Origin of the sequence: Virgisporangium aliadipatigenens, assembly GCF_016863615.1 — a bacterium.
In the GTDB taxonomy this organism is placed as follows: Bacteria; Actinomycetota; Actinomycetes; order Mycobacteriales; family Micromonosporaceae; genus Virgisporangium; species Virgisporangium aliadipatigenens.
Map to the genome: position 1 here is coordinate 643,151 of NZ_BOPF01000002.1, position 12,137 is coordinate 655,287.

The 12,137-nt window shown below is 74.1% G+C and carries 8 protein-coding genes; 4 read left to right on the forward strand and 4 right to left on the reverse strand.

Going from position 1 to position 12,137, the window contains the following annotated elements; genetic code table 11:
• Positions 1 to 3: 3 nt before the first annotated feature.
• On the forward strand, positions 4 to 1,047 hold the full coding sequence (locus Val02_RS03700) for a hypothetical protein (protein ID WP_203897391.1): 1,044 nt from the start codon (positions 4 to 6) through the stop codon (positions 1,045 to 1,047).
• Here Val02_RS03700 and Val02_RS03705 read toward each other — a convergent pair.
• From Val02_RS03705 to Val02_RS03715, 3 genes are read right to left on the reverse strand one after another with little or no spacing between them, the layout of a single operon-like run.
• Complete coding sequence (locus Val02_RS03705) at positions 1,034 to 5,659, reverse strand: DNA repair ATPase (RefSeq protein WP_203897392.1); 4,626 nt, start codon at positions 5,657 to 5,659, stop codon at positions 1,034 to 1,036. The two genes, Val02_RS03700 and Val02_RS03705, sit on opposite strands and share 14 nt — an antisense overlap.
• Positions 5,656 to 7,527, reverse strand: a complete 1,872-nt coding sequence (locus tag Val02_RS03710) for a flotillin family protein (RefSeq protein ID WP_239152004.1) — start codon at positions 7,525 to 7,527, stop codon at positions 5,656 to 5,658. Before Val02_RS03710 ends, Val02_RS03705 begins: the two co-directional genes overlap by 4 nt.
• Positions 7,528 to 7,549: 22 nt before the next feature.
• Positions 7,550 to 8,140, reverse strand: a complete 591-nt coding sequence (locus Val02_RS03715; RefSeq protein ID WP_239152015.1) for a hypothetical protein — start codon at positions 8,138 to 8,140, stop codon at positions 7,550 to 7,552.
• A gap of 192 nt (positions 8,141 to 8,332) precedes the next feature.
• Between Val02_RS03715 and Val02_RS03720 the strand changes: the two genes are divergently transcribed.
• The 3 genes from Val02_RS03720 to Val02_RS03730 all read left to right on the forward strand — a co-directional run bounded on the left by Val02_RS03720 (position 8,333) and on the right by Val02_RS03730 (position 10,560).
• Positions 8,333 to 9,403 carry a PucR family transcriptional regulator gene (locus Val02_RS03720; RefSeq protein ID WP_203897393.1) on the forward strand — a complete coding sequence of 357 codons (1,071 nt, stop codon included), beginning with the start codon at positions 8,333 to 8,335 and terminating at the stop codon, positions 9,401 to 9,403.
• A 65-nt stretch (positions 9,404 to 9,468) separates the two neighbouring features.
• Positions 9,469 to 10,182, forward strand: a complete 714-nt coding sequence (locus Val02_RS03725; RefSeq protein WP_203897394.1) for an alpha/beta hydrolase — start codon at positions 9,469 to 9,471, stop codon at positions 10,180 to 10,182.
• Between the two features lie 30 nt (positions 10,183 to 10,212).
• Positions 10,213 to 10,560, forward strand: a complete 348-nt coding sequence (locus Val02_RS03730) for a TM2 domain-containing protein (RefSeq protein WP_239152056.1) — start codon at positions 10,213 to 10,215, stop codon at positions 10,558 to 10,560.
• 58 nt (positions 10,561 to 10,618) lie between these two features.
• Here Val02_RS03730 and Val02_RS03735 read toward each other — a convergent pair whose 3' ends face one another.
• On the reverse strand, positions 10,619 to 12,037 hold the full coding sequence (locus tag Val02_RS03735; protein WP_203897395.1) for an FAD-dependent monooxygenase: 1,419 nt from the start codon (positions 12,035 to 12,037) through the stop codon (positions 10,619 to 10,621).
• Positions 12,038 to 12,137 lie beyond the last annotated feature (100 nt).

Genomic DNA, 12,137 nt, shown 5'->3' on the forward strand with positions numbered 1-12,137 from the left:
CCGATGGCCGCCATCGAACACGACCCGCGCGACCTGGTCGCGTTCTCGGCGAACGTGCTCGACCCGAGCTGGGACCACTTCACCACGGTCAACCTGTACCTGCACAGGCACTGCGCCACCACCGAAGGGCTTGACGGCGTCTTCGGGGCGCTGCTCGGTCCGGCCGTGCGCAACTACGCGGCCGAGTGGCGCACCGTCGTCTCGCCCGGCGCCGGTGTGCTCCAGGCCGACTCGGCCGACCTGCGCAAGGCGGCCCGCAGGTACGAGCGCAACGAGCAGTACAACGCCGACTCGCTCTTCACCACCGGCAAGCGGCTGCAGCCCGGTTCCGGCGTGGAGGAACGGGTCGCGTTCGACACCGCGACGCCGAAGCTGAGCGTCGGTGCGTTCAAGCGGGTGTCCTACGGCGAGTTGGGCACCCCCGAGGTGCCGGCCGGACAGAAGGACTTCAAGCAGGCGTTCCAGGAACTCGACAGCAAGCTCGGCTGGCTCGAGCAGAAACTGCGCGAATACGTCGACGTCGACCTGCACGGCTACGTCCAGCCGCTGATCGGCGACTGGGGCGTGCTGTGGCGCATCTCCGACGCGTGGCGCCGCGCCGCCGGGCAGGGCGGCGACACCGCCGGGATGTATCCCCTCTACAAGGAGCTGCACACCTTCTCGCCCGCCCTGTACGCGCACTGGAACGGCCCCGGCGCGCGCGCGTTCGAGTTCCACCTCGACCGGTTCGAGGCGGCCGTGCTCGCCGCGTCGAACCAGGCGCAGTACGCGGCCGAGTCGGTGAAGGCCGGCGCCGTGTACGCCGAGAAGATCTTCAACCTGGTCTTCGACAAGGTCGAGGAGGCGCTCACCCGGGTGATGAAGCTCGCGACGTCGAAGGGCGGTGCGGCCGGGAAGTACCTGGAGGTCGTCGACCTCGTCGTGACGTTCCTCAAGGGCCTGCTGCAGACCGTCACCGACGGGGTCGGGACGCTCGTCGCCGGGTTCGATCGCTGGGTGGCCTACATGCGCACCGGCGGGGACTTCTCCGTCTTCAGGGAGAGCTGAGCGGCCGCGTCAGCTCCGCGAAGCGGCGCAGGTTCTCCGCCGCGTGCCGGGTCAGCGTCTGGGCCTGTCCGCGGTAGTGCTCCGCGACGAGCCCGTCGACCTCGGCGCGGTCCATCACCGGCAGGATGCGCGCGGCGATCGCGTTCAGGTCGCGGTAGGAGCCCTGCAGGAGGAACGGCGCCCCGTCCGGCCGGGTCGCCGAGTCGAGGTAGGTGCGGTTGACCGCGCGGACCACGTCGCGCGCGTGCGTGACGTGCCGCAGCACCACGGCGATCTCGTCGTCGGCGCGGGCGCGTTCGGTCAGGTCGACGCCGTCCACTGTGGACAGCGGGGCCAGCACCGGGTTGACGGCGAGGGCGTTCTCCAGGAACGACAGGGCGAACAGGTCGTCCCGGCCGGCCGTCACGTCGCCGAGGTTCCACACGTCGGCGCGGTTGGTGAGCATGTCCGGCACGCGGAAGCGTTCGCCGTGGCCGGTGTACGGGTTGCCGGCCAGGCAGACCGCGAACCGGCGGCCGCGCAGGTCGTACGTGCGGGCGACGCCGTCGCGGACACCCTCCATCCGCCGCTGGGCGTCGCACAGCGGCACGAAGCGCTGGAGCAGTTCGGGGGAGGTGTGCTGGATGTCGTCGACGTACAGCAGCACGTTGGTCCCCAGTTCCAGGGCGAACGTCACCTTCTCCACCTCGCGGGCGGCGGCCGCGTCCGGGGCCCGCGCCGGGTCGAGGGAGACGGTGCGGTGGCCGAGCGCGGGGCCGTTCACCCGGATGAACAGCAACCCGAGACGGCTCGCCACGTATTCCATCAACGTCGTCTTGCCGTAACCCGGCGGCGACACCAGCATCAGCAGCCCGGAACGCTCCACCGGCCCGCTGCCGACCGCGCCGAGCTGGCGCGCGAGGTTCTCGCCGACCAGCGGCAGGTACACCTCGTCGACGAGCCGGTTGCGGCGGAACCCGTCCGGCACGCGGGCCCGGAACTCGGCCGGCCGCAGGCGTTCCTCCGCGCGGCGCAGCACCTCCCGGCGCGCGGCGCGGTAGGCCCGCGCGACCGGCACCTCCTCTGCGGCGAACCGTCCGACCCGCACCAGCACCTCGTCCAGCCGCAGCGTCAGCGTGCCGTCGACGACGCGCGGGTGCGTGCCGACGAGTCCGTCCACTGTGGACGTCGCGTCGGTGTCGTCCGGATAGCGGGGCACCGCGCAGGCCAGCAGCGCCACCGCCTCCGGCAGGTCCGGCCCGGACTCGAACCCGGCCAGCCACGCCGCCGCCAGCCGGTAGCGGTCGACGGGCGACTGCTCCAGGGCGTTCAGGTCGGCGAGCAGCGTCTCCCAGGCGGGGCCGAGGGTCCCGGCGAACCGGTCGAGCAGGTCCCGCGCGCCGCGGCCGCTGACGAAGCCCTCGGGGCCGGCCGCCAGTTCCGCGACGAGGTAGTCGCCGGGGGCGGCCGGCACACCCCACTCGGCGAGGAACGGTCCGGCCGCCGCGTCGATCTCCCGCGCCAGGGCCGCCCGCGCCGCAGCGGGGGCGGTGTCGAAGGTCCGCGCGGCGCGGGCCAGGGACCGCGCCCGGACCGACCACAGTGGACCGACCGGCCCGTGCGCCCAGAAGAGCTGCGCCGCCGCCCGCACGTCCGGCGGATGGCGCAGCAGGCCGACCCGCGCGTCGAGGTCGGCGAGCGCACGAAGGATCCGTTCGGCGTCGCGGTCGTGCACGCCGCGCGTGTACCCCTCGTCGAGCCGCGTCAGGACGGCCTCGTCGACCGCGGCCCGCGGATCGGCGCCCGCGCGCACGGCGTCGAGCAGCGACACCGCGAGATACTCGGCGCGGTACACCCGTGGGGACTCCGACGGCACGGTCGCGGCGCGGTGCCCGCCGGCGAGCGCGGGGTCGCGCACCGGTTCGCGGTAGTCGGTGCCGCTGACGACCAACGCGGTCCCGTCGCCGTCGGCCACGAGCGTCAGCTCCATCGGCCGGGTGTGCACGGCGAACCGGTGCCGGCCCAGGCGCACCGTCCCGTCCTCGGCGTAGAGGTCGGCGCGGTCGCGCAGGATCCGCAGGGCGTCGAGGCGCACGGCGGCGAGCCGGCCCTCGAACTCCTCGGCGGCGGCCGCCTCGCCCAGGTCGCGCAGCTGCCCGAGCACGGCCCGCAGCCGGGCGACCAGCGGGTCGAGTTCCTCCACTGTGGACAGTGTCGCGGTCCGCTCGCGGATCGCGTCGAGGCACCGCCGCGCGGTCTCCGTGCGCCGGCGCACCCGCTCGGCCCGCTCGCCGGCCAGCGCCTGCCGCCGCTCCGCGAACGCCTCCACCACGTCCGCGCGCAGGTCGTCGACCGCCGCCGCGGGGGCGGTCTCCGGACGGCGTGCGTCCAGGTCGGTCAGCCGCTGCAGCAGTCCCGTCAGGCCGGCGTCGCACGCGTCGGGCGTGTCCGCGCCGTCGAGCGCGGTCGGCACCGCCTGCCGCAGCAGCGCCAGCTCCGCCGCGAACGCCGCCCGCTCCGCCCCGCCGCGCAACTCCCGCAGGTGAGCGTCGAGCGTGGTGCGCACGGCGTTGAGCCGCCCGAGCAGCACACCCGTACGCGCGAGAACATCCGCCCGCGCGGCCGGGTCGACGTCGTCCAGGCCACCGACGAGGTCGCCCAGGGCGCGCAGGGCGTCCGCCTCGGTCCGCACGTCGGCGACGACGGCCGCGCCGGCCGCGTACGCACCGCCACCGCTGCGACCGCCATCGCCGCCGCCGGAAGGCCCGGCCGCCACGCCGGCGGCTAACGGCCCGGTGCCCGCTGCTCCCGCTGCGCCCATGCCGCCGGCCGCCGCCACGCCGGTGGCGCTCGCTGCGCCGGAGCCGCCGGCCGGGCCGGGACCACCCGCCGGTGGCCCTGCCGCGATCGCCGCCGCCCTCGCCTCCAGCGCCCCGACGCGTTCCTCCTGCTCCGCGAAGCCGCCCGGCGCGGACAGCAGCGCCACCACGTCCCGCCCCGCCGCCGCCAGCGCCGCGTCCATCTCGTCGGCGAGCCCCGTGAGCCGGGTCCGGTCGGCGTGCGGCAGGTCGTGCAGGGCGGCGAGCCCGGCCCGTTCCCGCCGGAGTGACGCGATACGGGTCGTCCACTCGGCGCTCGTCCGGGGCCGGACGGACCGGTGTGCCAATGACACGACCCGTTCCGCGGCGGCGTCCACAGTGGACGCGGTCGCTGCGGCGAGCGCGTCGACGCGGACCCGTTCGGCGGCCACGCGGGCGGCGGCGTCGCGGACGGCGACGACGGGTGCGCGCAGGTCACCGACGTCGGCGTCGCCGAGCCAGTGGTACCGGTCGAGCAGCCGGGCGCACGCCGTGCGCACCTGGTCGGGCGCCGGTGTCGACCCGACCGCCAGGCGGTGCAGCGCCGAGGCGTCGGCGACGGCGGCCGCGAGGTCGGCGTTCCCGATGCGGGCGAGCGGGCCGTCGGAGCGCGGCGCCGCCACCGTGGCGAACGGCGTCCGCCACACCTGCGTCACGAAGTCGTCGCGCAGCAGCACCAGCGTCCCGTCGTCGCACAGCGCGTACCCCCGCCCGACGAGCGGCGCCGGTACCTCGCGGCGCACGGCGCTGTACGGCATCAGCAGCGTGCGCCCGTCCACCGGGGAGCGGAACGCGTACAGCACATCGGTGCCGTCCGCCGCGCGCACCGCGCCGTCGAAGGCCAGGTCGGCGGCGTCGACCGAGAAGGTCCGCCCCTCGCCGGTGGCCAGGTGGTAGCCGCCCGGGAAGACGACGCCGTGCCCGTCCGGCAGCAGGCGGCAGCCCTGGCCCACCGCGTCGACCCGGGTCACCGTGCCGGACGGCGGGTGGCAGATCAGGAAGCGTTCGACGGTCTCCCCGTAGGGCCGGATCCGCAGCAGCACCAACGGTTCCGCGACGGTCCACGCCACGGCGAGGTCGGCGAGGCTCTGCAGCGGCTCATCGACCGGCTCGCTCCACACCCGGTCGTCCGGGCGGGCCGAGACGGTCAGTTGTCCACCGTGGACGCGCACCGACAGGCCGCCCGGCGCGGCGACCGCACCGTCGACGAAGTCCTCCCGGGCGGCCCGGGTCCACGGCGGTTCCCCGTCGGCGACCGGGGACTGGCCGCGGTCGTCGAGGTAGCGCACCCCGTCCGGGGAGACCTCCCAGCGCAGGACCCGCAGATCCGGCCCGGTGCGGAAGACCGCCAGCAGCAGGCCGTCGGCGACCCGCAGGTCGGTCAGCCGGGCGTCCCGGAAGTACCGGAACAGTGTGGCCACGTCGGCGAGGAGCCGCTCGTCGGCCAACCATGCCGGTTGCGCCGGGGCACCGTCCACTGTGTACGCCCGCAGCACGTCGTCGACCCCGCCGGCCCGCCTCGGCCGCACCCCGACCAGAAGTTTCCCGTCCACGGCCACGATGTCGACCGGCGTCGCCGCGCCGTCCCACGCCAGGCGGCCGGTCCGCAGCAGGCGCAGCCCCGGGTCCCCGAACTCCGCCACCCGCCGCGACTCCAGCAGCGCGACCCGGCGGGCGAGTTCGGCGGCCCGGCCGGCGAGCCGGTCGCGCAGCACCGCGTAGGTGCCGTCGTCCGGCCCGCCGGCCGCCACCGGGGCCACGGCGAGCGCCGTCATCCCGCCGCCCCGTCGTGCGACGAGGAACCGCCGTTGGCCGAAGCCGGGGCGACCTTCGACGCGAGGAACCGGGTCACCGGCTCCACCAGGCCTTGCGCCAGTTCGGAGCGCTCCAGGAAGCCGTCGACGCTCTTGCCCAGCGTGACGGCGCCCACGAGCCGGTCCACGAACACGCTGTCGCCGCCGACGATGTCGATGTTCGCGTTCTCCAGGCCGGTCGACAGCACGAGCGCCTGCGCCTCGGCGACCTTCTGCTGCGCGGCGATCCCCGCGAGGCGCACCTCCTTGTCGGCCTCGACGCGCAGCCGGTACTCCTCGTGCCCGCGGCTCGCCTCGTCCAGGGCGGCCATCGCGGCGGCCTTGTCCACCAGGCCGGCGGCCTCGCCCTTGAGCCGGTCCCGCACGGCGGCCGCCTCGACGCGGGCCTTCTCCGCCGCCACGGCCGCCTCGGCCAGGCCGACCTTCTCCAGCGCGTCGGCGTCGCGCTCGCGCACCTGCGCCGCCGCCAGCCCGGCTGCCGCCGCCTCGGCCTGCAGCCCCTCCGCGAGCCGGATCTTCGCGGCCGCGTCGAGATCGGCTGACTCCTGCCGGGACCGCGCGAGGGTGATCGCCTCACGGGCCCGGAAGATCGCGGCCTGCTCGGCGGCCTCGGCGGCCTTGATGTCCTTCACGAGACGTTCCTGCGCCTCGGCCTCCGCCGCGATGACGACGGCCTGGCGGGTCCGTTCGGCCTCCTCGACGGTGCGCAGCCGCTTGATCGCCTCCTCCTGCTCGGCGACGGTGCGCTCGACGGCGATGCGTTCCCGCACGACGTCGGCGATGAGCCGCTTCTCGGCCTCCAGTTCCTTGTCCCGGCTGATGGCCGCCAGCGACACCTCGCGCTCCCGCGCCACGACCTCCAGCAGCCGGTCCTTCTCGATCCGCTCGGCCTCGACGGCGATGACCCGTTCGCGGTTCTTCCGCGCCACGGCGATCTCGCGGTCCTTGTTCTCGTCGAGGACGCCGATCTGCTCGTCGGTGCGGGTGTGCGCGGTCTGGTAGCGCAGGCGTTCCTCCGCCTGGACGCGGGAGATCTCGGCCTCCTCGCGGGCCCGCACGGTCTCGATCTCACGCCGCTGCCGGATCTCGGCATCGGCCTGACGACGTTCCAGCTCGAGGATCGCCTCGCGGGCGTCGACGTCCTGCCGAGCAATTTCCTTCTCCTCCGTGCGGCGGAACTCGTTGGTGCGGACGTGTTCGATCGCCGTCAGCTCGGTGATCTTCCGGATGCCCTGCGCGTCGAGGATGTTCGCCGGGTCGAGCCGCGCCATCGGGGTCTGCTCCAGGAAGTCGATCGCCGCGTCCTCGAGGCTGTAACCATTGAGGTCCGTGCCGATCACCCGGATGATCCGATCGCGGAACTCCTCCCGCTTGGTGTACAGGTCGACGAAGTCGAGCTGCTTGCCGACGGTCTTCAGGCCTTCGGAGAACTTCGCGTTGAACAGCTCCTGCAGCGTCTCCCGATCGGAGCCGCGCTGCGTCCCGATGGCCTGCGCCACCTTGATGACGTCCTCGACGGTCTTGTTGACCCGCACGAAGAACGAGATGCGGATGTCCGCACGGATGTTGTCCCGGCAGATGAGCCCCTCGGGACCGGTCCGCTCGATGTCGATGGTCTTCACCGAGATGTCCATGATCTCGGCCTTGTGCAGCACCGGCAGCACGATCGCCCCGGTGAACGTCACGTGCACCTGGCGCACCTTCGAGATGATGAGCGCCTTTCCCTGCGGAACCTTGCGGAAGAGGCGGGTCACGAGCAGCACCGTGCCGACGGCGACCAGCAGGCCGACGGCGAGCAGTACTCCGATTCCCGCGGTGATGACGTCCATGCGTGACGCCTCCTTCGGAAAGTCAGGTGATGGGGGTGATCCAGAAAACCTCGTCGTCGGCGTCGTATCCGTAGATGAGCGCCGTCCAGCCGGCCGCCTCGTGCGCCTCTCCGACCAGGCGCACCTGGATGACCGCGGACGAACCGTCGTCGGCCGTCACCTCGGCCTGCCCGTAACCGGTGTCGACGTGCCGGGTGCGCACCACGCACGTGCGCCCCACGAACGCCGACCGCGAGGCCCCTTCCGACGTCGGCAACAGCCGTCGTCCCGCCACGACGAGCCCGCGCGTGCCGGCCCACGCCACGCCGAGCGCCGCCGGCACCAGCAGCACCGCCAGCGTCGCCCGCACCGGACCCGGAACGGGCACCCGCCCGAGCAGTTCGCCGCCGGCGAGGCTGACGAACCACGCCAACGCGATCAGCGTGGTGCCGGCGACGGCGACCGGGACGCCGCTGAGTCCGACGGCGCCGGCGATCTCGTCGAGCCCGCCCTCGGCCCCCTCGGCGTCGGCCGCACCGAGGAGGACGAAGAGCCAGTAGCCCACGGCGACCAGCAGCAGGAACGTGAACAGCCCCGTGGGGAAGCCGAACGCCGCTTCCGCGAACCGGTTCACGAGCCACCTCCCGCCACGGTCCACAGTGGACCCGGGCGCTGCGCCCCCGTGCCGCACCGCCCGTGTGCCATAGCGTGCCCGGTGGGCGGGGCCCGCGACAGTGCCCGCTCCGGCTACGCTTGACGCGCCTTGATTGCCGGGTTCCGGCAACGAACATCGGAGGTGCACGTGGCCGTCAGCCGCTCGTCACGCATGTCCGCTCATTCCGCACTGCTGGACGGATACCCCGAGATCCTCGACGACGTGTGCCGCACGGGACGCCGGCTGACCCGCCGGGAGCGCGACGCGCGCCGGCGTCTCGGGGTGGCGGCCGCGGCGGACAACGTTCCGCTCGGGACGGTGGTGGACCTGTACCTCACGGCCACCCGGCGGGCGTGGGCCGACCTGACGGTGCCGCCGGCGCGGGCGCACGAGGTCGCCGGTGCCGTGCTCGACGCGGCCAACGACGCGATCGTGGCGCTGACGAAGGGCTACGACGAGGCGCAGCGCACGGCGATCCGGGCGGAGGAGGCGGCGCGTCGGGAGTTCGTCGACGACCTGCTCCTCGGTGGCGACCCGGGCCGGCTGGCCGAACGCGCGGGCCGCTTCGGACTGGTGCTGACCGCCCCGCACGTGGTGGCGGTGGTGCGCGGCGAGCAGCCGTTCGGGGACACCGACGAGCGCACCCGGCGGGCGGCGGAGCTGGCGCGGTCTCGGCTGGGCAGTGCACTGGTCGCCACCAAGGAGGGGCTGCTGGTGTGTGTCGTGCCGAGCGGCGACGACGCGGCCGTGGCCGACCGGATGCGCGAGGCGATGGGGCACGACCGGCCCGGCACCGTCGGCGTGGGGCGGCCGTACCCGGGGCCGGGCGGGGTCGCGCGTTCCTACGACGACGCCCGCACCGCCCTGGACCTGGCCCGGCGCCTCGGCCTTCCGGCCGGTCAGGTGCTCGGCGCGGACCTGCTGGTGTACCAGGTGCTCGGGCGCGACCGCGCCGCGATGGTCGATCTCGTGGCGACGGTGCTGGAGCCGTTGCGCGGTGCCCGCGGCGGCGCCCAGCCGCTGCTCGACACGCTCACCGCGTACTTCACGGCCGGCAGCGCCGCCGCGGCGGCGCGGGCGCTGCACCTGAGCGTGCGGGCGTTCACCTACCGGCTGGCGCGGGTGCAGCAGCTGACCGGCTACGACCCGGTCGCGCCGGCGCAGCGCTACACGCTGGAGACCGCCGTCCTCGGCGCCCGCATGCTCGGCTGGCCCGCCAACGACCTTCCCCCGCGCGGCTAGGGAATCGCCTGGATCGGGGCGTTACGGTTGGTCCGTCGAAGAGTCGGCGACCTACGGTCCCGGTCATGAACTTCGTCTTCGTGCCCGGCGTCAATCACGGCGGCTGGTGCTGGTACCCCGTCGGCCGGCGGGTCCGCGCGGCCGGGCACGCCGCGTACGCCCTCACGCTGCCGGGCCTGGCCATGGGTGACGATCCCACCGGCCTGCGTCTGGCGGACGCGGTCGATCACATCGTCCATGAGGTCGAACGTCGCGACCTGCGCGATGTCGTGCTCGTCGGCCACAGCTTCGCGGGCGTTCCGATCACCGGCGCGGTCCCGCGCATCGCCGACCGGCTGGCGCACCTGGCGTTCTTCAGCGCGTTCATCCCGCGGCGCAACGAGTCCATGGCGCAGGCGCTCGGTCCGGAGACGGCGGCATGGATCCGCGCCACCGTCGATTCGTCGCCCGACGGCACCGTCCCGCTGGACTTCGCCACGTTGAGCGGCCGGCTCATGCAGGACGAACCGGAGGCCCTCCAGCGGCTGGTCTTCGACCTGCTGACCCCGCAGCCGGGTGGCTACATCCTGGACGCGCTCGACGTCGACGGGCTGGCGACGCACGGACTGCCGATCACCTATCTGCTCGCCGAGCGGGACATCGCGCTCGCGGCGCCGGGCGTCGAACTGGCCGCACGCCTCGGCGTCGAACCGATCATGGTGCCCGGCACCCACGAGGCGATGCTGACGCACCCCGACGAACTGGCCGAGGCCCTGCTCAAGCACACCGTCGGCGGCTAGGACGCCGGCGGGGTGCGCTACCGTCGCTGCGTGCACACCATCGGCTCGGGGCCCTCCGCCGTGCCCGCGCACCTGCGGGCGCAGAAGGGGCTGCGGGCCGTCGCCGAGTACAACGACGTGCGCAAGTCGGCGCGGGTCGCCTATGCGCTCTGGTGCGTCGTGGGCATCTTCGGCGGGCACCGCTTCTATCTCGGCGACACCCGCCGTTCCATCGGAATGCTCTTCACCCTGGGCGGCCTGGGGCTCTGGACGGTGGTTGACGTCTTCCTCATCGGGCGGCGGGTCCGCGAGGTGAACGAGGCCCGGCGGGCCGCGGTCCTCGCCCGGCACCGGATCGCCGACTTCGACGGCTCCCCGATCTGGCTCGCCCGCCGCTGACCCCGCGACCCTGGGGCGTCCCGGGCGCCGCGGCCCGACGGGATCCACCGGACAGGACCTATGCGGCGCCGCCGCACCAGTGCGCCACCGCCGCGGCGAGCCCGGCCTCGTCGCCGCCGGCCCAGGCGATGTATCCGTCGGGGCGCACGAGCGTGTACCGCAGCAGCGGCGCGGCGGACCCCACGGGGACGGCCGGCACCGGCACCGACGGGGCCGGGCCCCGGTGGGCGACGACGAAGCCGCCGTCGCGCAGCGCCTCGTAGACGCCGTGCAGGCCGCCCGAGTCGACGTCCGGGAAGCGGCGGCCGGCCCACTGGCCGTCGCCGGCGTACCGGATGCCGACGCCGGTGATCCGGTCGGCGAGCGCGCGCCGCACCGGTCCGAGGCTGAGCGCCGTGCGGATGCCGAGGTTGCGCGCCTGCACGCCGAGCCGGGAGCGCGAGAGGACCGCCTTGAAGAGTAGGTCGGTGAGCTTGAGGACGCCGGCGCCGACCGGGTGGCGTTCGGACTGATAGGTGTCGAGCAGTCCGGGGAAGGCGCGCCCGCGCAGCTCCGCCGCCAGTTTCCAGCCGAGGTTGATCGCGTCCTGGATGCCGGTGTTCATGCCCTGGCCGCCTACCGGCGAATGGACGTGGGCCGCGTCGCCGGCCAGGAAGACCCGTCCCTCGCGGTAGCGTGCCGCCTGGCGTAGTTCGCTGAGGAACCGGGTCGACCACCGCGGGGCGCTCATCCCGAAGTCGTCGCCGGCGATCCGGGTGAACGACTCCAGCAGTTCCGCGTGCGTCACCGGAACGTCCAAGGGCACCGTGTCGCGCCGCCGGTCCCACGCGATCGCGCGGAACCATCCGTCGCCGAACGGCACGAAGAGCACCATGCCGTCGGGCGACCTGCGGGCGAAGAGCGTCTCGACGGGCGGCCGCGCGAGCTTCACGTCCGCGAGGATGATGTGCGTGGCGTACTGCTCGCCGACGAAGGGGATGCCGCTCAGTTCGCGAACGGCGCTGTGCGCGCCGTCGGCGCCGACGGCGTAGGTGGCGTCCACTGTGGACGGACCGGCGGGCGTGTCGACGGTGAGGCGCACGCCGTCGGCGTTCTGGGTGAGGCCGGTGACCCGGGCGCCACGGTCGATGCGGGCGCCGAGCTTGAGCGCGCGTTCGGTCAGCAGCTTCTCGGTGCCGCTCTGCGGGACGATCAGCGCCATCGGGTAGCGGCTGTCGACCGTGTCGAGCCTGACGGAGGCGCCCGGCGTGGGGGCCACGGACGTGACGGTCAGCCCGCGGGGGATGAGGTCGTCGGCGAGCCCGCGCCCGTCGAGCATCTCCAGGGTCCGGGCGTGCACGGCGAACGCGCGGGTGAGATTGGGCTCGTCGGCGCGCCGTTCGAGCACCCGGCACTCGATGCCGGCGAGACGCAGCTCGCCGGCGAGGGCGAGGCCGGTCGGGCCGGCTCCCACGATGGCGACCTCGGTGTCGGTCATGGTCGGGCTCCTGTCTCCAGCGCTGCATCGGTAACGGGGGGAAGGTACCCAGAATTCATCAAGCGTTGAAAGCCCTTTTTCATCATGTGATGAATTCGTT

Bases quoted from the DNA above. Each gene is read 5' to 3' on its own strand.
- Val02_RS03700 (WP_203897391.1), top strand. From the start codon at position 4: ATGGCCGCCATCGAACACGACCCGCGCGACCTGGTCGCGTTCTCGGCG.
- Val02_RS03705 (WP_203897392.1), bottom strand. From the start codon at position 5,659: ATGACGGCGCTCGCCGTGGCCCCGGTGGCGGCCGGCGGGCCGGACGAC.
- Val02_RS03710 (WP_239152004.1), bottom strand. From the start codon at position 7,527: ATGGACGTCATCACCGCGGGAATCGGAGTACTGCTCGCCGTCGGCCTG.
- Val02_RS03720 (WP_203897393.1), top strand. From the start codon at position 8,333: ATGTCCGCTCATTCCGCACTGCTGGACGGATACCCCGAGATCCTCGAC.
- Val02_RS03725 (WP_203897394.1), top strand. From the start codon at position 9,469: ATGAACTTCGTCTTCGTGCCCGGCGTCAATCACGGCGGCTGGTGCTGG.
- Val02_RS03735 (WP_203897395.1), bottom strand. From the start codon at position 12,037: ATGACCGACACCGAGGTCGCCATCGTGGGAGCCGGCCCGACCGGCCTC.